We start from the raw sequence: 20,522 nt of genomic DNA, 5'->3' as shown, positions 1-20,522 counted from the left end.
GTGGCGGCCACCAGGCCGCCACGCGCCGCTTCAGCTCCACCCGGTGCCCGCCCGGCCCTTGGCCGCCACGAGCCGACGAGCCGACGAGCCGGGCCTACGACCGGCCCGGTTCGTGCCGCACCAACGCCACCCGGGCCGCCGCCGCCAGGACGATGCCCTGAACGATGAGGACCACAATGGACCGCCACCACGCGAAGACCGTGTGCACCCAGAGGTGGTCCTGCACCGGCGCCAGATGCGTAAGGTCCACAGTGGACGCGGCAGCGGCGAACCCCCACCGGGTCTGCGATATCCAGGACACCTGCTCCAGGATTCGCTGCCCGTTCGCCTCGAAGAGGCCCCCGGACAGGATCAGCTGCGCCATCACCACCATGACAAGCACCGGCGTGGTCTGCTCGACGGTCTTGACCAGCGCGCTGATGACCAGCCCCAGGATGGTGCAGGCGACCGCGACCAGGGCGACCGCGACCATGACCTCCAGCGTCGGGTTCGCGATGACCAGGTACTCGCTGGGCGCGCCGCGACCGAGCAGCGCGAGGTAGACGAACACCACCACCTGTAGCGCGTTGATGACCGCGAATACCGTTATTTTCGAGGCGAGATAGGCGCCCGGGGAGAGGCCGACCGCGCGTTCCCGCCGGTAGATCGTCGCCTCCTGAACTATCTCCCGGATGGCCGGCGCGATGCCGAGGAACGCCGCACCCATCACCAGCACGACGATCAGCCGCTGCGCCTCCAGGCTCCGGCCGTACAGCGGTGGCGGCGGGTTGGACAGCCCGTAGTCGCCCGGTACCGCGTGGGTGAGCACGGCCAGCGCGACCGGCAGGCCGAGCAGGAACAACGCGTATCCCCGGTCGGACACGATCACCCTGACCATCCGCAGGCACAGGGTGAGGTACTGGCGCAGTGGTGCGGCCGGATGCATCGCCCGGTTGCGCAGCGGCAACCCACGCAGGTTGGCCGCGACCGGCCTGGCTCTGCCGACAACGGGCGGGGCGGGATCCGGCGAACCGGCGTTACCCGCCGCGACCCCGGTGGCGCTCGGTGCACCAGGCGTGGAGCCCCGCGAGGTATCGGGGTCCGCGCCTTCCGGGGCGGTGGGGTGAGAGCCTTGCGAGGCGGCGGCGCCAGTGCCCCGCGAAACGGCGGCCGTCGGCGCCGCGCCCGCCGAGACGGAGCCGGGGGCCGACGCCGAGCCGGCGGATGCTGGGGCGGCGGCAGGGGTGGCAGCGGAGGCGGCGGCAGGAGATGAGGCGCTGGGCCGCACCCCGGCCGTCGCCCAGCGGCGGTAGTGGTCCGATTCCCGGTAGCGCCGGGTCCACTCCTCGGGTTTGTTCGTGATCATGTCGAAGACGTCGGCGTAGTCCTCCGCCCCGAAGAATTCCAGCACGTCCTCCGGCGGGCCGAAGTAGCCCATGGTGCCGCCCGGGCACATGATGAGCACCCGGTCGCACAGGTCGAGGTGCAGCACGTTGTGGGTCACCACAACCGCCGTGGCGCCACGGTCCGCCAGCTGTCGCAGTTCCCGCATGACCTCCCGGTCGAGCGCGGGGTCCAAACCCGAGGTGGGCTCGTCGAGGCAGAGCATGGACGGCTCGGTGAGCAGTTCGAGGGCGACCGAGGTGCGCTTGCGCTGCCCGCCGGAGAGCGTGTCGATGCGCTGACGGGCCCGTTCGGTGAGGCCGAGCGTGGCGACAACCTCCGCCACCCGGGCCTTGCGCTCCCGGCGCGGTACGTCATCCGCGAAGCGGAGCGCGGCCGCGAACCGCAGCGCTCGCTGCACGGTCAGCTGGCGGTGCAGAACGTCGTCCTGAGGCACCATGCCGATGCGGTACCGCAGCTCCGCGTACTGGGAGTACAGGTCCCGCCCGTCGTAGCGGATGGTGCCGCCGCTCGCGGGCCGGATCCCGGTGACCGCCCGCAGCAGCGTGGACTTGCCGCACCCGCTCGGCCCGATCACCCCCAGCAGACTCCCCTCGGCCAGGCCGAAGGTCACGTCGGACAGCAACAGCTGGCGCCCGATGGTGACCGAGAGGTCCTCCACCACCAGCGAGGTGGGCCCGGTGTCGAGGTACTCGTGCAACCGGTCGCCGTCGAAGACGAACTGGTGCCGTCCGATGGACAGCAGGTCGCCGGGCTGCAGCGGCTCCCGCGAGACCTGCTTGCCGTTGAGGTAGGTGCCGTTGCTGCTGCCCAGGTCCACCACCACGTACCCGGCCCCGGACCGGCGCACCTCGGCGTGCCGGCGCGACACGAGCAGCTCCTTGAGCACGATGTCGTTGCGCGGTCCGCGGCCGATGGTGATGGTGCCGTCGGCGTCGTAGGCCGCGCTGGCCTCCCGGCCGGCCACCGCGACGGGCATCGCCACCGTGGCCCGCCCCACGATCCGGGGACTCGACGGTTCGGTCGACTGCGAGATTGTATCCACGCTGACCATGATGCAGGGGCGGCGCCAGTCCGGAGACTTCCCCGATCAGCCCCGACGGGAACGCCGAACATTGGCGAGTCGGTAACCCCGCGTCAGGGTGCTGTCCGTGCCGCGGAAGCCTCGATGGGTTCCCGTTTCCCGCGCCGCTGCCCGGCCCGCCGGCCCTGGGTGACCGCGAGCAGCGCGCCGACGATCGTAATCAGCGCGCCGACGATTTGCACGACGGTAAAGGGCTCGCCGAGGAACAGTACGGAGGAGATGGTGCCGAAGACCGGCACCGAGAACATGGTGATCGTGGCGGTGACCGGGCTGACCGAACGAAGGCCGCGGTAGTAGAAGAGGTACGCGATCGCCGTTGGCCCGATCGCCAGGAAGGCGACATTGGCCCAGGTGGACGTCCGCACCGCCGACCAGTCCATCGTGGACAGTGACGGGCTCGCCACCAGCGCCAGGGCCAGCGCGCCGACCCCGGTGGAGTAGGCGGTGGCGCGCAACGGCTCCATCCCGGCGAGCACCTTCTTGGAGGCGATGCTGTAAGCGGCCCAACAGCCGGCCGCGAGCAGGTAGCCGAGGTCACCGAGCAGGCGGGACCCGGTCAGCCCGCCGGCACCGATGCCGACGAAGAACACCACCGCCCCGGCGAGACCGAGGACCAACCCCGCCACCCGGGCGGCGGAGGCCGCCTCGCGGCCGGTCAGCAGGAAGGCGAGGATCGTCAGAATCGGACTCAGCACCGGCACGATGATGCTGCCGTCGGTGGCCGGGGCGAGCGAAAGGCCCCAGAAGAAGAACGTGTTGTACGCGAAGACGCCGACCAGTCCCACGCCACCCGCGACGCACAGCTCCCGCCACGAGAATCGCGTCGAACCGGGTCGCGCGAGCAGCAGCGCGAGAAGGATGACGGCGCCACCACCGAAGCGCAGCATCGCCGCCACGTCGTGCGGTACCTGCCCCACCACCACCTTGGAACTGGTGAAGGCGGTCCCGAACAGGAGCATCGTGGCCATCAGGTACAGGTACGGGCCGGCACCGGTGCGCGACCCGGCCTCGGATGGGTTGGACATGATTGGCGGTTCCCATGGTCGTCGGGGTCCGGAACAGCGGTACTGATTCCGTCAGCGGCCATCAGTGCCGCTCACCACATGTTCGGCCCGCGCCGGGCCCGGCGTCTTGTACGTTCTTGACATGGTCGGCGAATCCACAGTCAGCGCGTGGCGCCCCGACGTTCCCGGCATCACCGAGGTCTTCCACGCCTATTTCCGTCAGCACGCCTATCCCGTCCATACCCACACCGTGTGGACGCTGCTGATCCTGGACGACGGCGTGCTGCGGTTCGACCTCCACCGGCACGACCACCGCACGCTCCGGTCCCAGGTCGTACTGCTGCCGCCGCACATTCCCCACGACGGCTGGACGCCGGCGCCGCAGGGCTTCCGCAAGCGCGTGCTCTACCTGGCCGAGGACGCGCTCGACACGGACCTGATCGGCGCGGCGACCGACCGGCCGAACCTGTCGGACCCCTTGCTGTGGGACCGGATCAGCCGCCTGCACGGCACGCTCGCCGAGCCCGGCGACGGCTTCGAGGCCCACAGCCGGCTCGCCCTGGTCGTCGACCGTCTCGGCAAGCACCTGCGGCGCGACCTCCACCGGCCGGCGCCGCGGCCCGCCCGGGGACTCGCCGAGGATCTGCACGATCTGCTGGACGAACGGCTGACCGTCGGGCTCACCCTCGACGAGGCCGCTCGGATGCTGCACACCCACCCCGCCCACCTGGTCCGCGCGTTCACCCGGCGGTTCGCCATCCCACCCCACCTGTATCTGACCGGCCGGCGGGTGGAGTTGGCCCGGCAGTTGCTGCTGTCCGGACGCCCGGCCGGCACGGTCGCCTCCGAGGTGGGCTTCTACGACCAGTCCCACCTGACCCGGCACTTCAAGCGCATGTTGGGGGTGAGCCCGGCGCGATACGCGAAAGGACGGTGAGCGACCGCCCGGCGGCGGGCCCGTGGTCGACTCGCGGGCAGCTTCGGTACACCTCCCGCTGAATACAGCATCTGATGTACTATCCGGGTATGGAGACGTTGACCCACGGGCAGGTCCTTGCCCGCTTCGGCCATGCCCTGTCCGATCCGCTGCGGGCCCGGCTGCTGCTCGCCCTGAGGGAAGGGCCCGGATATCCGGCGCAGTTGGCCGACCTGTTGGGCACGAGCCGGCAGAATCTGTCGAACCATCTGGCGTGCCTGCGCGGGTGCGGCCTGGTGGTCGCCGTTCCGGAGGGCAGGCGCACCCGGTACGAGTTGGCCGATGGCCACCTCGCCCATGCCCTGGGGCATCTGCTCGGCGTGGTGCTGGCCGTGGATCCGGCGGCCTGCGGCGCGTCCGAGGAGAAGGGCTGCTGCTGATGAGCCTGCCGTTGATTCCGCTGACGCCGGTCGCACCGACCGCGGCGCGGCGGGCGGCACTCGCCCGGCGGGTGCGGCTGCTGGTCGCGGCGACGATCGGCTACAACGTGATCGAGGCGGTCGTCGCGATCGCCGCGGGCACGATCGCCTCGTCCACCGCCCTGATCGGCTTCGGCCTGGACTCTGTCATAGAGGTGGCCTCGGCGGCGGCGGTGGCGTGGCAGTTCGCCGGTCGCGACCCGGAGGCCCGGGAGAAAGTCGCGCTGCGCGTCACCGCGGTCTCCTTCTTCGCTCTCGCCGGCTACCTGATGGTCGAGGCGGGGCGGGGACTGCTCGGCGGGGCCTCGGCGGAGCACTCCGTCATCGGCCTGGCGCTGGCGGCGGTGTCCGTGGTGGTGATGCCGGTGCTGTCCGGGGCGCAACGCCGCGCCGGCCGCGAACTCGGTTCCCGGTCGGCGGTGGCCGACTCCAAGCAGACGCTGCTGTGCACGTACCTGTCGGCCGTGCTGCTGGTGGGTCTCGCGCTGAACAGCCTGTTCGGCTGGTCCTGGGCGGACCCGGTCGCGGCACTCGTCATCGGCGTGGTGGCACTGCGGGAGGGCCGCGAGGCCTGGCGGGGCGACAACTGCTGCCCGGCCCCGCTGGCCACCGCCGCGATCGGCGGGACCGGCACCGCGGGCGATTGCGGCTGCGCGGGCGACTGTTCCTGATTTGCCCGGATACCGCACCCCGTTCGCGGGCCGGTGATGCCGATCGCCGGTGAGTTGGGTCGCGCCTGGTGCGCCGAGAACCGGGGGCGAGCGCCGGGTGGGGCACGATGGGGTGTCCCGGCGCGGGAGTCGCGTACTCGGGCGGGGCCAGGGAGGGCCGGTGGGGAGCCCGTCAGGCGTGGTCGCCCGGTTGGAGCAGTTGCAGGTCGGTGTCTACCTCGGCGCGATCGCCGCCGGCGTTCTGGTGGGCTGGGCGGCGCCGGGGGCCGGCCCGGACTTCGAACACGCCATCAACCCGGTGCTGGGCGCCCTGCTGTATGTCACGTTCCTCCAGGTGCCGGCGAAGGACCTGCTGCGCTCGCTGCGCGACGGGCGGTTCCTGGCATCGGCGCTGGTCGTGAACTTCGTGGTGGTCCCCCTGGTCGTGGCGGCCATGTTCAGCTTCCTGCCCGCCGACCAGGCGGTGCGGCTCGGGGTGCTGCTGGTCCTGCTGTGCCCGTGTGTGGACTACGTCATCGTGTTCAGCGGGCTGGCCGGCGCCAACAACCGTCGCCTGCTCGCCGCGACCCCGCTGCTGCTCATCGCCCAGATGCTGCTGCTGCCGCTGTTCCTGTTGCTGTTCCTCGGCTCCGGACTGGCCGGGGTGGTTCAGGTGGGCCCGTTCATCCGGGCCTTCCTCACCCTGATCGTGATCCCCCTGCTGCTCGCCTGGGGCACTCAGGCCTGGGCCGGCCGGAGGCGGGCCGGCGTGCTGCTCACCGACGCGTTCAGCACGGTCATGGTGCCGCTGATGGCCGCCACGTTGTTCGTCGTGGTCGCCTCCCAGTCGCCCAAGGTCCGCGGGGATGTCACGCAGGTGGCCGCCGTGGTGCCGTTCTACGTACTGTTCCTGGCGGTCATGGCGTTCGCCGGCTGGGGCGTGGCCCGGCTGTTCCGGTTCGACGCTCCCGCCGGACGGGCGGTGGTGTTCACCGGCGCGACCCGCAACTCACTCGTCGTGCTGCCGCTGGCCCTGGCGCTGCCGGACCGGCTCGCCATCGCCGCGGTCGTCGTGGTCACCCAGACCCTCGTGGAAGTCCTCGGCATGATCGTCTACATCCGCCTGATCCCCCGGTTACTCCCCGACCGAAGCCGATGATCGCCCGTTGCCTCGGCCCCGGCACCGGCTCGGCCTGTCCCGGACCACGCGCCGCCACTCACCCGGCCGGCGCTCAGCCGCCACGGTGCTTGCGCCCCTCTCGCAGCGTCGTGACCGCGAAACCCGCCCCGATCACCAGCGAGGTCACGATCACGCCCACCGCGACGGACACTCCGCCCGCGATCAGCACCCATCCGATGGCCAACGCGGCGACCACCCCGACGGCGATGCGCCAATCGTCGCCCACGACGAAGTCGAACAGGAAACGGCCCACGCCGCGGACGATCCTCATGCCACCCGCTCCCGCTCGTTCGTCGACTGTCGCGGTGTCGGGTCGGACGTGCGACGCAGCACGCCGATCAGCAGACGGGACAGGGACAGCCAGCCGACGAAGATGACCAGCAGCGCCCAGTCGCCGCCGGGCCAGGCCAGACTGGTACCGCCGTGCAGGGCGCCGAGGCCCGCCACGGACCAGAACGTGCCGTAGGCGGCCAGCAACAGCCCGACGCCGTACTTCAGGGTGTTCTCCGGTACCGCCGAGAGCGGTCGCGCCGCGATCGCGCCGAGGATGGCCACCACGATCCCCGCCGCCGCCGCGCTCACGGCGGCGACCCGGACGTTGCCGGCGTTGAGACCGAAGGTGACGACGATGAACACCACCTCGGCACCCTCCAGAAAGACACCCTTGAACGACACGACGAACCCGAACCAGTCCAGCCCCAGCCGCGCTCGGGCCTCGGCCCGCTCCCCAGCGGCGCGGCGCCGGGCGAACGCGAATTCCTCGTCGTGCAGCGCCTTGCGGCCGGAACTGCGCAGGATCGCCTTTCGTAGCCACTGCAATCCGAAGACCAACAACAGGGCGCCGACGACCAGTTGCAGCACCGACCGCGGCAGCCAGGTGGCCAGGGCGTAGCCCAGCACCGCGGTGAATCCGACCAGCGCGAGCGCCGCGCACCCGGCCCCGGCCAGCGCGGAGCGCCAACCGCGCGTCAGCGCCATCGCCAGCACGATCGTCAGCGCCTCGACGAACTCGACGAACGAGGCCACGAACGTCCCCGCCACCAGCCCACCCGTGGCCTGCCCCATCATCCGCTCCCGCCTCACCCTGAGCCACCGGAGAATCCAGCCGCGATTCACCCGGATGACGATTTTCGCCGCCCGGCGACGCACCTGCCCGCGGCCACGCCCTGCCCGTGGCCCACGAGCGAAAACCCGCGACGGCCCGCTCGTTGCGCCGGGCGAGCCACGACCGCCCGACACGACTGCGTTCAGCTGTCCTAGGACACATGGTACTACGACGTTACGTTGTAGTAGGTTGGCGGTGTGGTGAAGGAGGAGAGGAATCGGCAACGCGGCTACGGCGACCTGGCCCAAGCGATCATGGAGGTCGTTGGCCACGCCGACCGGCCGCTGACCCCCGCTCAGGTCCGCGAAGCGCTCGGCGAACAGCTGGCCTACACCACAGTCATGACCGTGCTGGCCCGGCTACACGATCAGGGCGTGCTGCGCCGCGAGCGCGCCGGCCGGGCATTCGCCTACACCGCCATCGGTGATCCGGCGAACGTCACCGCTCGGCGCATGCATCGACTGCTCGACGTCGATCGCGACCGGGCCGGGGTGCTCGCCCACTTCGTCGACGCCCTGACGCCGGAGGATGAACGAGTCCTGCGGGACCTGCTCCAGCAGGTCGCCACGGACCAGATCGCGACGGACCAGGCCGCCACGGACCAGTACGGCCCGGCACCAATCCGCCACGACGGCACCCCCACCGAGGAACGACCGTGAATGCCGCCATGGCCAGCCGGCGACGACCGCCGGCTCGTCGCCACCACCATGCCGCCCAGTACGACTGACGGGCAGATGGTTCGTTACGGTGGGCCCCCGCGTCACGGGCCGTACACGCGGCGTTCGAAAACGGCGACGACGGTCAGACCGATGCCGGACCGCCGGCGTGCCCGATCGTTGAGGAGCCGCCCATGACCGCACCACCGGACGCGCCGGTCGCACAGCTGCGGCGTCAACTCGGCGTCTTCGACGCGGTCGTGATCGGCCTGGGCTCGATGATCGGCGCGGGCATCTTCGCCGCCCTCGGGCCGGCCGCCGCCGCGGCCGGATCCGGGCTGCTGCCCGCCCTGGCCCTCGCGGCCGTCGTCGCCTACTGCAACGCCACCTCCTCGGCCCGGCTGGCCGCGCGGTACCCGGCCTCGGGCGGCACCTACGTCTACGGCCGGCAGCGGCTCGGCGACTTCTGGGGCTACCTCGCCGGATGGGGATTCGTGGTCGGCAAGACCGCCTCCTGCGCGGCCATGGCGCTGACCGCCGGCACCTACCTGTGGCCGGCGCAGGCCCACGCGGTCGCGGTCACCGTGGTGGTGGCGCTGACCGCCGTCAACTACGTGGGCCTGCAGAAGGCAGCCTGGTTGACCCGGGCGATCGTCGCGATCGTCCTGGCCGTACTCGCCTTCGTCGTCACCGCCTGCCTCACCTCGACCGGCAGCCACCTCGGCCAGGTCACCGGCGGCCACCACACCACCCCCCTCGACGTGTTGCAGGCGGCCGGACTGCTGTTCTTCGCCTTCGCCGGGTACGCCCGCATCGCCACCCTCGGCGAGGAGGTCCGGGATCCGGCCCGCACCATCCCGCGCGCCATCCCCCTGGCCCTGGCCATCACCCTCATCGTGTACGCGGCCGTCGCGGTCGCCGTTCTCGCCCTCCTCGGCAGCCACCTCGCCACCGCCACCGCCCCGCTCGTCGACGCGATCCGCGCGGCCGGCCTCCCGGGGTTCGCACCCGCGGTCCGGGTCGGCGCCGCCATCGCCGCGCTCGGCTCGTTGCTGGCCCTGATCCTCGGCGTCTCCCGCACGACTCTCGCCATGGCCCGCGACCGGCACCTCCCCCACGCCCTCTCCGCCGTGCATCCACGCTTCCGCGTCCCCCACCGTGCCGAGTTGACCGTCGGCGCCATCGTCGCCATCGTCGCCGCCACCACCGACCTCCGCGGCGCGATCGGCTTCTCCTCCTTCGGCGTGCTCGCCTACTACGCCATCGCCAACGCCAGCGCCTGGACCCTCACCCGCGCCGAAGGACGCCCACCCCGCGTCGTACCCATCCTCGGCCTGGCCGGCTGCGTCGCTCTGGCCGTCGCGCTACCCGTGTCCGCGACCATCAGCGGGGCGGCCGTCCTCGCCGCCGGTGCGGCCATCTACGCCCTTCGCCGCGCCATCAGCCGCACCCCGTGACAACCGGCTCGCCCCGTGACAACCGGCTCGCCCCGTGACAACTGGCGAGACGCGCACCCAGCCTAAGGAACCGGGGGTGCCCACGAGACGATGGCGGCCATGACACCCGCCGCGACGAGCCCGGCCGCGACGCCGGACGACCGTTATTTCCGCTACCCGCCGGAGCCGGCCCGGATCGACCCGTTCGAGACCACCGTGGACGAGCCGCAGTACATCGACACCACCAACAGCGGCATCACCTACGGGTACCTGCCGGGGAGCTTCGAGGACGTACCGGACGCGGAGTACCGGCGCCTGGTACCGACCGGGTACACGTCCCTGATGCGGACCCAGAAGCTCGCGGTGGCCCGCGAGGGTCGCCTCGTGCGGGAGTGGCCGCTGGTGGTGCGGCGGCGCGGCGACGACTGGTGGTACTCCCACTGGGGCGGCTACCGGGTGTGGCGCCTCGATGGAGGGTTCGCACCGATCGCCGACCCGAAGAACGATCCCGACAGCGCGATGGCCGCGCTGCTGTCGGCGAGCCGGCCCGGCGCCGCGCTGCTGCTGTACATCTGGGTGGTCGTGGACTGGCATTGACCGCTGTGACCGCGCCCGACGCAATCCCGGCGAGCCCGCTCAGACCTGTTCCGAAATCGTCAGGCCGGCGAGCTTGTTCGCGTCGAGGAGAAGGTCGATCTCCGAGATGCGTTCGTCGACCACCGTGAAGCCAACCACCGCGACCACCCGCGAGCGCGTGCGGGCGATGATGCCGGCCGCGCCGTTGACCAGCGCGGGCCGGCAGAGCGTGGCGAACCTGGGGCCCCGGGCGGCGGCGTGCCGGGCCACGTCGGTCGCCCCGTTCAGCAGGGCCGGGGCGAGCCAGGTACGCGAACCGGTGTCGACCCGGAGGGCCACGCCGGGGTCGAGCAACGTGATGAGCTTCTCGAAGTCGCCGGCCCTCGACGCCGCGAGGAACGCCGCTACCACCCTCCGCTGGGTGGCAAGGTCGGCGCTGGGCTGGACGGCGGTGCCCCGCACCCGTCGGCGGGCCCGACTCGCGAGCTGGCGGGCCGCGTCCGGCGTACGCTCCACGATCGGCGCTATGTCGTCGAACGGTACGCCGAACATGTCGTGCAGGACGAACGCCAGCCGCTCGGCCGGTTCCAGGCTCTCCAGGACGACCAGCAGCGCGAGCCCCACCGAGTCGGCCAGCAGGCTCGACTGCTCCGGATCGAGCGGGCCGTCGGCGCTGACCACCGGCTCCGGCAGCCAGGTGCCGACCAGGTGCTCCGGGCGCGACTGCCGGGCCCGGAGCAGATCGATGCACACCCGGCCGACCAGAGTGGTCAACCAGCCGCCGATGTTGCCGATCGTACGGCTGTCGGCGCGCGTGGTCCGGATCCACGCCTCCTGCAGGGCGTCGTCGGCCTCGGTCAAGGATCCGAGCATCCGGTAGGCGACCGCCCGCAGGTGCGGCCGGTTCGCCTCGAACTGCTCGGCGAACCACTGCATGTCATCCATCGGTGTCGCCCCTCGATCCGGTTACGGGGGCGATGCGGGTCACGGGGCCGGTGCCGGTCATGACCGCCCGAACGCCTCGCGACGGATCATCTGGAACAGGGTAGGGGCGCCGTCGGAGGTGGTGATCGCGACGTTCTTCCGTACCCACTCGGTGCTCGTGGTCCCGGCGAGGAGGCTCGCGGCGAGGTCGATCCGGCTGGTGAAGATGCCGTCGGCCCGGTCCTCGCGCAGCTGGTATGCGCTGACCTGGGCGGCGTCGAACAGCCCGGACGGGCGCATCACCGTCCAGTCCAGGTCGCTGGCGCGCAGCAGCTGCTCCATCCGCCGCATGTCCGCATAGGTGGTCTTGCCGATCGTCGCCGTCAGCAGCGGCTGCATGACGCGGTTGAGCAGGAATCCGCCGTCGGCGTGGTGGCTGGGCTCGGTGGCGCTGGAACTGACCGCGGTCACCCGCTTGACGCCGTACCGCGACATCGCGTCGACGATGTTGGCCATGCCGGCGCTGTAGACCGTGATGGGCTTGCGGGCAAACGGCACCCCGAGGCTCGAGAGGACCGCGTCCGCGCCCCGTACCGCCCGGGCGACCGCGTCACCGTCGTGGACGTCCGCACCCTCGACGACCAGCCGGTCGCCGCGCAGCGGAAACCCGGCGGGTTGCCGGGTCACCGCCACGACGTCGTGGCCGGCGGCCAGCGCCAGGCGAACGAGCAGCCGGCCGGTGCTCCCGTTGGCTCCGAACACGACCAGTCTCATGGCGTCGGGCTCCCCTCGTGTCTGTGCCGGCACGGTCGCTGCCGGCCTCACAGCACTGTCGGATCCGACGATGAGAATGTGACCGGTCCGGCCAGACTCTCTTCCCGACGCGGGAGTGCCTCAGCCGAGCCGGCCGCGCAGCGCGAGGACGCGCTGCAGCGCCCGGGCGCCCTCACCCGAGTCGAGCCGCCCGTTGGCGAGCGCCGCCTGGAGGGCGTCGACCGCGGCCTGGCCCTGGGTGACGTCCCGCGCGGAGCAGAGCAGGATGTCCATGCCGGCCGCCGCAGCCCCCACCGCGCGCTCACCGGTGTCACCGAAGTTCTGCAGCGCGCCGGCCTCGATCGCGTCGGTGATCGTCACCCCGCGGAACTTGAGCCGCCCGCGCAGCTCGAGCACGATCCTCGGCGACAGCCCGGCCGGCAGGACCGGGTCGAGCGCCGGGTAGGTCGCCCACGAGGTCATGACCATGTCCACGTTGGCGGCGATGGCGTTGGTGAACGGCGACTCGTCGATGGCGCGCAGCTCCGACAGGGACTGGTTGAGCGGCACGGGTCCCAGGTCGGTGTTCTGGGCGCGGGTCGCGGCGCCCAGCCCGGGGAAGTGCTTGGCGCTGGTGACCACACCGAGCTGCTGCTGCGCGATGATGGACGCGGCACCGCACTCGCCGCAGACAACCGGATCCATGCTGTACGAGCGTCCGAACTGGTCATCGAAGTTGCCGGCCTGCCGGAACACGTCGAGTACCGGGGCGAGGTTGCAGTTCATCCCCGCGCTGAGCAGGTTCTGCGCGGCGCCGATGCCCCCGGTGCGCGCCGCGCCGACCGGGTCCGCCGACTGGCCGATCTGCCTCTCGGAGACTCCAGGGGCGCCGGGCAGCCGCTGCACGGTGCCGCCCTCCTGGTCGGTCATCAGCAGCATCGGGTACCCGACGCCGCTGTCCGCCTGCGCCTGCGCCAGCTGCCTGGTGACCCCCTGGATCTGGCTGCTGTCGTTGCGGTTGATGTTCTCCCCGAAGAAGATCACCCCGCCGACCAGTCCGGCGCGGATGGCGTCGAAGAGCGCCTGAGGCGGCGTCAGCCCGGGATAGGACCAGATCACGCGCTGCCCGACCTGCTGTGCCGGGGAGAGCCCGGCTGGTGCGGCATCGCTCTTCGCGCTTCGCGCGGCGGCCGGGGCAGCGGCGAATGACCGCCCTGGCGTCAGCAGCCCGGCGCCGCCCGCGAGCAGGGCCGCGCCGCCGGCGAGCAGGCCGCGCCTGCCGACGCCCCGGTTGTCGGTTGCCGGGGATGAGTCGACGTGGGTTGAGGCGTCACCGGAGCCGTCGCTGAGAGCCATTGCCGTCCTCCTCGCACAGTCGGGGCGCTACCCCGGAGCGGCCGCGCGCGGAACGCCCGTTTCGCCCGGAACCTCGAATGGTCAGTTTGTGATCACATTGGCAGAGACTAATTTCGACGTCAAGGCTCGGTCCGCGCTCGGCACGGTTGCCGCACCCGGCGAGGCCCGCAGTGACCATCGCGCAGGTCCGGGCCGTCGATCGCCACGGCCGTGGCGCGGCCGGAGCCCACGCCGAATCCGGCGGTCACCCGCTCGCCGCCCGACACGAACCCGAGCACGATTCCCGGCGACGGCCTTCGGTCGGCCGCGCACCGAGGTACCTCCGCCACGGAAATCGTCGGCCACACCGAACGAAAACCGCGCCTCGCGAACCGCCACAGTTCACGTGCCAGGCAGCTGTGCCCGCCACGAACGGAACCTGCAAGATTACTCGTACGCCATCAACCGGGGCACTACCGGCGACGACACCGCAAGCCAAACGACGGAGATTTGATATTAGATTTCAAATCCGTACCCGGTGGCTCGATGTCGAGGCTACGTACCGTTTCCGGCGTCACCGTCGCTGCACGAAAAGATCGTGATTTGTCTACCAGCGCCGCCACCACTCGGTTACCGCCGCCCCTTCCGATACCTGCCAAGCCAGAGCCGGTCACGCCATAACCCTCACCATTGACACCCATCGTTCATGGCGTGATGATCAGTCGCGAACTCTGGCGATCTTTATTATGTGCTTCGGCCAATCAGCTAGCTGATTGGCCGGCGACGGGAAGGTCGAAGCGTGAAGCACGAGCCCTCTGGACTCCCCTCACCCCTACCCACACTCCCACCGGCCATTGCCGGCGACAACCGCGCCACCCGCCGTTCCCGGCTGGCTCGCATCGCCGTGGCCGCCCCGGTCAGCCTGGCCGCGGCCATCGCGGCGGTGGCCGGCGTGGTCACCCCCGCCTCGGCCGCACCGACCGAGGCACCCGCCTACGGCTCGGCGGTCTCCGGCGGGTCGGTCATCGTGGTGCTGAAGAACCAGCACTCGGACCTGAACCTGCGCACCCAGGGCGACACGCGGCGCGCCGCCGCATTCGCCGACCAGGCCCCATTGCTGGCCGACATCCGGTCGCACGGCGGCACCGGCGTCAGCCAGTTGGTCAGCGTCAACGCGATCGCGGCGACGGTCTCCGCCGACGAGGTCGCCCGGCTGCGGGCCGACGCGGCGGTCGCGCAGATCGTGCCGGACACCGCGGTTCCCCTCGCGCCGGCACCGGCGTCGCAGGCCGCCGCACCGGCCGCGGCGACACCGGCCGTGCAGAAGCCCAGCACCGCGGCGACCTGCCCCACCGTTCCAGGTGAGAAAGGCAAGCCGGCGCAGGAGCCCGAGGCGATGGCCGACATCCACGCCTCGACCGGCAACCCGAACTCGCCGGAGATGGCCAACTCGATCGCCACGGGCAAGGGCGTCATCGTCGCCATCGGTGGCATGAACCGGGTGGCCGGCAACCCCGACTTCCAGCGGGCCGACGGTTCGCACGTGGTCATGAACGCGCCGGACTACACCGCCGACACCGGCAGCGACGAATCGTACGGCGACGCCTCGTCGGTGGCCGCGCAGGGCAACATGGTCTACAACTACGCGCAGGCGCTGCCGTTCTCCAACGTGCCGGCGGACTGCACGTTCACCATCCGGGGTGACGCGCCGGACGCGTCCCTTGTGGACTCCTCGCAGATCGACACCCCGCCCAGCGAGGCCACCGAGCAGGAGTCGCAGCTGATCGCGAACGTCGACAACGCGGTCGTCGTCGAGCACGCCGACGTGATCTCCGAGTCGTACGGCTACACCCCCCGCCCGGGCAACTACGCGGTGCACTACGCGGCCAACGACGCCGCCGTCGCCGCCGGGGTCACCGTGGTGGTCTCATCGGGGGACAGCGGCAGCTCCGGAACCATCTCCTCCCCCGCCTCGGACCCGAACGTCATCGCCGCCGGCGCCGTGGACAACTTCCGCCTCGTGGCGATGGCCCACGGGTACTCCAGCTACGTCAGCAACAACATCGCCGCGCTCTCCTCGGGCGGCACCACGCCCGACAACAAGCTGGTCGACCTGGTCGCGCCGGGGTACTTCGGCGAGGCCGACTGTTCAGACGGGCACGGCGGCTGCCCGCCCAACTACCCGACCGAGTCGATGCGCGGCACCAGCGAGTCCGCGCCGCTGATCGCCGGCGCGGCCGCGGACGTGATCCAGGCGTACCGTGACACCCACGCCGGTGCGAGTCCCACCCCGGCCCAGGTCAAGCAGATCCTCACCGGCACCGCCACCGATCTGGGTGCCCCCGCCGACCAGCAGGGCGCCGGACTGCTCAACATTTACAACGCGGTCAAGGCCGCCCAGGTGATGCCCGACACCGCCGGCCGGCGCCCGGCCCCGCCGCTGACCCTCGCCGGCAGCCTGGTCCCGTCCCCCTCGCAGTTGGACCTGACCGGCAACCCCGGAAGCACCACCAGCACCTCGGTGAACCTGTACAACACCAGCAGCCTTCCCACCAGGGTCAGCGGCACCTACCGCGAACTGGGCTCGGCGAAGCAGATCGGGCACACGGTCACCGAGAACATCAGCGCCCCCGACCCGAGCCTGCCGCTACCGGCCGAAGGCGCGGTGGCCGGCGCACCCATCCACTTCACCGTCCCGATCGGACTCGACCGCCTGAACGCGGACATGATCTGGCCCGACCCCACCAACAGCAACATCATCTGCTTCGCGCTCATCGACCCGCAGGGACGCCTGGAGCAACTGTCCTATGACGACGGTTCGGCCGGGCGCAACGGTGCCATCGGTTCGGTCTCGAACGAGCAGAACGCGCAAGTCACCAACCCCGAACCAGGTGTGTGGACCGCGAAGATTCTCTGGTCGGGTAAGGATGTCGACCTGGCGGTGGCTCCGGCGACGCCGGGCACCTACACCGGGCCGATGTCTTTCAAGGTCTCCGGCCAGAACTGGACCTACAAGCCGGCGACGACGCATCCGGTCACCATCCCGGCGCATTCCACCGCTACCGTGCCGCTGAACGTGTCGATGCCGACCGCCGCGGGCGACCACCCGGAATCGGTGCAGTTCACGTCCATCACCGGCGCGGTGACCTCGCTTCCGGTGGCCCGCCGCACCCTGATCCCGTCCCAGGGCGGCTCGTTCAACACGGTGATCACCTCGACCGTGGGTCGGTCCGTCGGCCAGGTCAGCACCTACAACATGGCGGTGTCGGCCGGCACCAAGTCGCTGAACCTCAACTTCAACACCGCCGACGCCAGCCCCGACAACAAGTTCACGTTCTACCTGCTCAACCCCACCGGCACGGTGGTCGCCACCGACACCACGCCCAAGACGGTCGATGGCCAGGCCGTCGCCACCGCCACACTGAGCGCCACCGACCCGACCCCTGGCACCTGGGAGATCGACGTGGTTCTCAACCTGACGGAAAGCGGCAAGGAGTTCACCCAGACCGTCTACGGGCAGGCGGCCGTGACGCACTGATTCGCGTCGCGAACGCCGTACCTCACGGCACGGAGCGGGCACGCCGCAGCGTCGCGGCGTGCCCGCTCTGCTCATGCTGACGGTAGGTACGGTGGTTCACAACCGGACCGTCACCGTCACGGTCAGGGTGACCGTCGTCCCGTACTTGGGGCAGGCGGCACCAATTCAGGTAATCGGGAGGCCGTCGTGAAGTTATGAGCGGGGAAACCTTCGGTGAAACACCGCGGACCCGCGCAGTTTGAGTGCGCATGCACAGATGCTGCTTCGCCTACCGTATAAGCACTTCCGGTACCGACTCAGCACGATCGCGCAAGTGGCATGACCGTCCGCTCGCTGGGATAATCGCGCTCATGTTGCGTACCGAAGCCGTCATCGACCTTTCCGCCATCGAAGCGAACGTGGCCAGGCTGGCGGCGGCCACCTTCGCCCAGCAGACCCGCGGTCAAGTGATGGCGTTGGTGAGTGCCGACGGCTACGGGCACGGGATGCTTCCGTGCGCCCGCGCGGCGCTGGCAGGTGGGGCTACCTGGCTCGGGGCCGCGACCGTCAGCGAGGCGCTGGCGTTGCGCGACGCCGGAATCACCGCACCGGTGTTCACCTGGTCGTGGGCGCCGGACGACCTCGCCCGGGCGATCGACGCCGAGATCGACCTGGCCGTCTCCGGGCTGGGCCAGCTCAACGCCGTACGCGCGGTCGCGAACGAACTGGACCTCATGGCCCGAATCCACCTCGAGGTCGACACCGGGCTGAGGCACAGCGGCAGCGGCCTGGCGGACTGGCCCGACCTGCTCGACGCGGCGGCGAAGGCGCAGGCCCAGGCCGAGGTCGTGGTGATCGGGGTCTGGAGCCAGCTCACCCACGCCGATGAGCCCGATCATCGCGCCAACGACGCGCAGCTGAACGCCTTCCACGACGCGCTGCACCAGGCTGCCCGGCACGGCATCGTGCCCGAGGTGCGGCACCTCGCGAATTCGGCCGGCACCCTCGCACTCCCGGGCACCCACTTCGACCTCGTCCGCGCCGGGACCGCGGTCTACGGCCTCTCCCCGATCCCACTGCGCGGCGACCTCGGGCTCGTCCCGGCGATGACGCTGCGGTCCACGGTGATGCGAACCAAGCGGGTCGGTGCCGGGCAGGGCGCCTCCGGGCGCGAGACCACCCTGGCCGTTGTGCCGCTCGGGTACGGCGACGGCATCCCGCGCTCCGCCGTCGGCGCGGCCCCCGTGTCGATCGCCGGCACGCGCTTCACGATCAGCGGGCCGGTCGGCATCGACCAATTCGTCGTGGACGCCAGGACCGTGCTGGTGAGCGAGGGCGACGTCGCGGTGCTGTTCGGGCCCGGTCGCGATGGCGAGCCGCTCGCGCAGGACTGGGCCGATGCCACCGGCACGGTCCACACCGAGATCGTCGCCAGGATCGGGCCGCGCGTGCCGCGCACCTATACCGGTGGCACCACCGCCTGAGGCACCACCCGTCTCGGGCCCGTTTCACAAGTTGCGATCCGGGCAGCCGAGTCAGAACTGACGCCCTAGCCCGAGTCGGAATCCACGGGTGGCTGTGGCGTGCCCCGGCCTGCTTCCGCGTCGCCCTCGACGTTGGCGCTCAAGCCCAGGAGCAACTCACGGGTTGCACTTGAGGCGATGATGTGCAACCGTATGGTTGCGCCTGATGCTACGTAGCTATGGAGGGAGTCCCCGTGAGCGAGGATCGAATCGAACGGGAGGTCGTCATCGCGGCGCCCCTGGAGCGGGTCTGGTCGCTGGTGGCCGAACCAGGATTCTGGGTGGCCGAGCCGGCGAGTGCGTCCGGCACCGTGGCCAGAGAGGGCGATTCGATGGTGGCGAGAAACGCGCAGTACGGCGACTTCCCGGTACGGGTCGAGCAGGTTCAGCCCCCGACGTATCTGGCCTACCGCTGGGCCAGCGCGTTCGCCGGGCAGGAGTTGCGCGAGGACAACAGCACGCTCGTCGAGTTCACGCTGACACCGGAGGGCGACAAGACCCGGCTGCGGGTCGTCGAGAGCGGGTTCGCGGCGCTGGCCGGGTCCGAGGACCTACGCGTCCAGGCGGTGACGGGCAACACCAAGGGCTGGCTCGAGGTGCTCGACGCGCTAAAGGCGCGCGCCGAATAATCACCGGCATAATGAGCGAACGTGGCGGCGCCGAGGACGCGGTGGACGAGGTCCTTGTCGCGATGGCCGACCCGACCCGGCGTCGGCTGCTCGATCTGCTCGCCGCGTCCGGCGAGGCCACCGCGACGACGCTCGCCGAACAGCTCCCCGTCTCGAGGCAGGCGGTCGTCAAGCACCTCGCTGTCCTGGATGCCGCCGGGCTGATCCAGGGCGGCAGAGTCGGACGCGAGGTGCGGTACGCGGTGCGGCCCGCGGCGTTGGACGCGACAGCGCGGTGGATGGCCGCGCTCGCGGCCGACTGGGATCGGCGGTTGGCGAACATCAAGCGGATCGCGGAGGCGCCGGAGCGGTGACGGAAATTCAGAGATCCAAGGAGATTGGCATGTCACCATCCGGTCGGCTGGGCCGCATCGGCATCTGGACCGGGGCCTTCACCAACGCTCTCCGAAACGGTGGCCCGGCCCACACCGATGAATTAGCCGACGTGGCGGCCGAACTGGAGGCACTGGGTTACGGCACCCTCTGGCTCGGTGGGAGCCCGGAAGTCGACTACGCCAGGCCGCTGTTGCGGGCGACCTCCCGCATCACTGTGGCCACCGGCATCGTCAGCATCTGGGAGCGCGGGGCCAGCGATGTGGCAGCCCAGTGGGCCGGCATCGAGCGGATGTACCCTCGGCGCCTGCTTCTTGGGCTCGGCGTCAGCCATCCTCAGCTGACCGAGCGGTACGCGCGTCCGTACTCGGCGATGCAGGAGTATCTGTCGGGATTGGATTCCGCGCCTACCCCGGTACCGGAACAGGCGCGGGTACTGGCCGCGCTCGGGCCCCGGATGCTGGGCCTGTCGCGCGATAGAGCCGCGGGAGCGCATCCGTATCTGGTGACCGTGGAGCACACCGCTTGGGCCCGCGAGATTCTCGGCGCCCGTAGCCTGCTCGCTCCAGAACTCAAGGTGGTCCTCGATACGGATATCGACCGTGCCCGCGACATCGCGCGCTCTTATCTACGCTTCTATCTCTCGATGCCCAATTACACCAGTAATCTGCTCCGGCTGGGCTTCAAGGAGGACGATTTCCGCGACGGCGGCAGCACGCGGCTGGTGGACGCGGTGTTCGCGCTTGGCGACGCCTCGGCAATCGCAAAGCGGGCTCAAGCCTTCCTGGACGCCGGAGCTGATCACCTTGCGGTCCAGGTGGTGACCGACGATCCCCATCACGACCTACCACGCACCGCATGGCGTTGCCTCGCCGAAACGCTTCCACTCTTCGGCTAACCAGATTCCTAGCCGCCGCTTCTACACGCGGGCGCGGTGACTGCCCCTCCTCACGAACACAACCAGGCCGGGCCCCCGCACAGCGGGGACCCGGCCTGTCGT

The 20,522-nt window shown here is 70.8% G+C and carries 19 protein-coding genes; 12 read left to right on the top strand and 7 right to left on the bottom strand.

Going from position 1 to position 20,522, the window contains the following annotated elements:
* Positions 1 to 94: 94 nt before the first annotated feature.
* Positions 95 to 2,428: an ATP-binding cassette domain-containing protein gene (locus ABEA87_RS15690; RefSeq protein WP_345630195.1), complete on the bottom strand. Its 2,334-nt coding sequence runs from the start codon at positions 2,426 to 2,428 to the stop codon at positions 95 to 97.
* 92 nt (positions 2,429 to 2,520) lie between these two features.
* Positions 2,521 to 3,492 (bottom strand): DMT family transporter, encoded by a 972-nt coding sequence (locus ABEA87_RS15685; RefSeq protein ID WP_345630193.1) that lies wholly within the window; start codon positions 3,490 to 3,492, stop codon positions 2,521 to 2,523.
* Positions 3,493 to 3,613: 121 nt separating this feature from the next.
* On the opposite strand from ABEA87_RS15685, the gene ABEA87_RS15680 reads away from it, so the two are divergent.
* The 4 genes from ABEA87_RS15680 to ABEA87_RS15665 all read left to right on the top strand — a co-directional run bounded on the left by ABEA87_RS15680 (position 3,614) and on the right by ABEA87_RS15665 (position 6,675).
* The gene (locus ABEA87_RS15680) at positions 3,614 to 4,408 is read left to right on the top strand and encodes a helix-turn-helix domain-containing protein (protein ID WP_345630191.1); all 795 of its coding nucleotides are present in this window, start codon (positions 3,614 to 3,616) and stop codon (positions 4,406 to 4,408) included.
* A gap of 89 nt (positions 4,409 to 4,497) precedes the next feature.
* Entirely contained in the window at positions 4,498 to 4,827 is a 330-nt protein-coding gene (locus ABEA87_RS15675) for an ArsR/SmtB family transcription factor (RefSeq protein ID WP_345630189.1), read from the top strand.
* Positions 4,827 to 5,537 carry a cation diffusion facilitator family transporter gene (locus ABEA87_RS15670; RefSeq protein WP_345630187.1) on the top strand — a complete coding sequence of 237 codons (711 nt, stop codon included), beginning with the start codon at positions 4,827 to 4,829 and terminating at the stop codon, positions 5,535 to 5,537. Before ABEA87_RS15675 ends, ABEA87_RS15670 begins: the two co-directional genes overlap by 1 nt.
* A 160-nt stretch (positions 5,538 to 5,697) precedes the next feature.
* Positions 5,698 to 6,675, top strand: a complete 978-nt coding sequence (locus ABEA87_RS15665) for a bile acid:sodium symporter (protein WP_345630185.1) — start codon at positions 5,698 to 5,700, stop codon at positions 6,673 to 6,675.
* A 73-nt stretch (positions 6,676 to 6,748) separates the two neighbouring features.
* On the opposite strand, the gene ABEA87_RS15660 is transcribed toward ABEA87_RS15665, so the two are convergent.
* Positions 6,749 to 6,967, bottom strand: a complete 219-nt coding sequence (locus ABEA87_RS15660) for a hypothetical protein (RefSeq protein ID WP_345630183.1) — start codon at positions 6,965 to 6,967, stop codon at positions 6,749 to 6,751.
* On the bottom strand, positions 6,964 to 7,761 hold the full coding sequence (locus ABEA87_RS15655; protein WP_345630181.1) for a hypothetical protein: 798 nt from the start codon (positions 7,759 to 7,761) through the stop codon (positions 6,964 to 6,966). The genes ABEA87_RS15660 and ABEA87_RS15655 overlap by 4 nt, the downstream gene beginning before the upstream one ends.
* A gap of 237 nt (positions 7,762 to 7,998) precedes the next feature.
* Between ABEA87_RS15655 and ABEA87_RS15650 the strand changes: the two genes are divergently transcribed.
* The 3 genes from ABEA87_RS15650 (at position 7,999) to ABEA87_RS15640 (ending at position 10,490) form a co-directional block, all read left to right on the top strand.
* On the top strand, positions 7,999 to 8,460 hold the full coding sequence (locus ABEA87_RS15650) for a BlaI/MecI/CopY family transcriptional regulator (protein WP_345630180.1): 462 nt from the start codon (positions 7,999 to 8,001) through the stop codon (positions 8,458 to 8,460).
* 191 nt (positions 8,461 to 8,651) lie between these two features.
* Positions 8,652 to 9,914, top strand: a complete 1,263-nt coding sequence (locus ABEA87_RS15645; RefSeq protein WP_345630178.1) for an APC family permease — start codon at positions 8,652 to 8,654, stop codon at positions 9,912 to 9,914.
* A 99-nt stretch (positions 9,915 to 10,013) separates the two neighbouring features.
* Positions 10,014 to 10,490, top strand: a complete 477-nt coding sequence (locus ABEA87_RS15640; RefSeq protein WP_345630176.1) for a hypothetical protein — start codon at positions 10,014 to 10,016, stop codon at positions 10,488 to 10,490.
* A gap of 39 nt (positions 10,491 to 10,529) precedes the next feature.
* On the opposite strand, the gene ABEA87_RS15635 is transcribed toward ABEA87_RS15640, so the two are convergent.
* The 3 genes from ABEA87_RS15635 to ABEA87_RS15625 form a co-directional block, all read right to left on the bottom strand.
* Positions 10,530 to 11,414 carry a sigma-70 family RNA polymerase sigma factor gene (locus ABEA87_RS15635; protein WP_345630175.1) on the bottom strand — a complete coding sequence of 295 codons (885 nt, stop codon included), beginning with the start codon at positions 11,412 to 11,414 and terminating at the stop codon, positions 10,530 to 10,532.
* Positions 11,415 to 11,471: 57 nt separating this feature from the next.
* Positions 11,472 to 12,167, bottom strand: a complete 696-nt coding sequence (locus tag ABEA87_RS15630) for an NAD(P)-dependent oxidoreductase (RefSeq protein ID WP_345630173.1) — start codon at positions 12,165 to 12,167, stop codon at positions 11,472 to 11,474.
* A gap of 120 nt (positions 12,168 to 12,287) precedes the next feature.
* Entirely contained in the window at positions 12,288 to 13,502 is a 1,215-nt protein-coding gene (locus tag ABEA87_RS15625; RefSeq protein WP_345630171.1) for a glycoside hydrolase family 3 N-terminal domain-containing protein, read from the bottom strand.
* A 778-nt stretch (positions 13,503 to 14,280) separates the two neighbouring features.
* Here ABEA87_RS15625 and ABEA87_RS15620 point away from each other — a divergent pair.
* From ABEA87_RS15620 to ABEA87_RS15600, 5 genes are all read left to right on the top strand, one after another.
* The gene (locus tag ABEA87_RS15620) at positions 14,281 to 17,019 is read left to right on the top strand and encodes a S8 family serine peptidase (protein ID WP_345630169.1); all 2,739 of its coding nucleotides are present in this window, start codon (positions 14,281 to 14,283) and stop codon (positions 17,017 to 17,019) included.
* A gap of 350 nt (positions 17,020 to 17,369) precedes the next feature.
* The gene (gene alr, locus ABEA87_RS15615) at positions 17,370 to 18,482 is read left to right on the top strand and encodes an alanine racemase (protein ID WP_345630168.1); all 1,113 of its coding nucleotides are present in this window, start codon (positions 17,370 to 17,372) and stop codon (positions 18,480 to 18,482) included.
* 233 nt (positions 18,483 to 18,715) lie between these two features.
* Entirely contained in the window at positions 18,716 to 19,150 is a 435-nt protein-coding gene (locus ABEA87_RS15610; RefSeq protein ID WP_345630167.1) for an SRPBCC domain-containing protein, read from the top strand.
* 11 nt (positions 19,151 to 19,161) lie between these two features.
* Positions 19,162 to 19,503, top strand: coding sequence for an ArsR/SmtB family transcription factor (locus ABEA87_RS15605; RefSeq protein WP_345630165.1), 342 nt, complete (start codon positions 19,162 to 19,164; stop codon positions 19,501 to 19,503).
* A gap of 29 nt (positions 19,504 to 19,532) precedes the next feature.
* Positions 19,533 to 20,420: an LLM class F420-dependent oxidoreductase gene (locus tag ABEA87_RS15600; RefSeq protein ID WP_345630163.1), complete on the top strand. Its 888-nt coding sequence runs from the start codon at positions 19,533 to 19,535 to the stop codon at positions 20,418 to 20,420.
* Positions 20,421 to 20,522 lie beyond the last annotated feature (102 nt).

This window comes from Rugosimonospora acidiphila, from assembly GCF_039543385.1.
Taxonomy (GTDB): Bacteria; Actinomycetota; Actinomycetes; order Mycobacteriales; family Micromonosporaceae; genus Rugosimonospora; species Rugosimonospora acidiphila.
The sequence above is the reverse complement of the archived record's forward strand: the minus strand, read 5'-3'. Positions and strand labels throughout refer to the sequence as shown.

Bases quoted from the DNA above. Each gene is read 5' to 3' on its own strand.
- ABEA87_RS15605 (WP_345630165.1), top strand. From the start codon at position 19,162: ATGAGCGAACGTGGCGGCGCCGAGGACGCGGTGGACGAGGTCCTTGTC.
- ABEA87_RS15625 (WP_345630171.1), bottom strand. From the start codon at position 13,502: ATGGCTCTCAGCGACGGCTCCGGTGACGCCTCAACCCACGTCGACTCA.
- ABEA87_RS15640 (WP_345630176.1), top strand. From the start codon at position 10,014: ATGACACCCGCCGCGACGAGCCCGGCCGCGACGCCGGACGACCGTTAT.
- ABEA87_RS15655 (WP_345630181.1), bottom strand. From the start codon at position 7,761: ATGGGGCAGGCCACGGGTGGGCTGGTGGCGGGGACGTTCGTGGCCTCG.
- alr (WP_345630168.1), top strand. From the start codon at position 17,370: ATGTTGCGTACCGAAGCCGTCATCGACCTTTCCGCCATCGAAGCGAAC.
- ABEA87_RS15645 (WP_345630178.1), top strand. From the start codon at position 8,652: ATGACCGCACCACCGGACGCGCCGGTCGCACAGCTGCGGCGTCAACTC.
- ABEA87_RS15635 (WP_345630175.1), bottom strand. From the start codon at position 11,414: ATGGATGACATGCAGTGGTTCGCCGAGCAGTTCGAGGCGAACCGGCCG.
- ABEA87_RS15675 (WP_345630189.1), top strand. From the start codon at position 4,498: ATGGAGACGTTGACCCACGGGCAGGTCCTTGCCCGCTTCGGCCATGCC.
- ABEA87_RS15660 (WP_345630183.1), bottom strand. From the start codon at position 6,967: ATGAGGATCGTCCGCGGCGTGGGCCGTTTCCTGTTCGACTTCGTCGTG.
- ABEA87_RS15680 (WP_345630191.1), top strand. From the start codon at position 3,614: ATGGTCGGCGAATCCACAGTCAGCGCGTGGCGCCCCGACGTTCCCGGC.
- ABEA87_RS15685 (WP_345630193.1), bottom strand. From the start codon at position 3,492: ATGTCCAACCCATCCGAGGCCGGGTCGCGCACCGGTGCCGGCCCGTAC.
- ABEA87_RS15670 (WP_345630187.1), top strand. From the start codon at position 4,827: ATGAGCCTGCCGTTGATTCCGCTGACGCCGGTCGCACCGACCGCGGCG.
- ABEA87_RS15600 (WP_345630163.1), top strand. From the start codon at position 19,533: ATGTCACCATCCGGTCGGCTGGGCCGCATCGGCATCTGGACCGGGGCC.
- ABEA87_RS15630 (WP_345630173.1), bottom strand. From the start codon at position 12,167: ATGAGACTGGTCGTGTTCGGAGCCAACGGGAGCACCGGCCGGCTGCTC.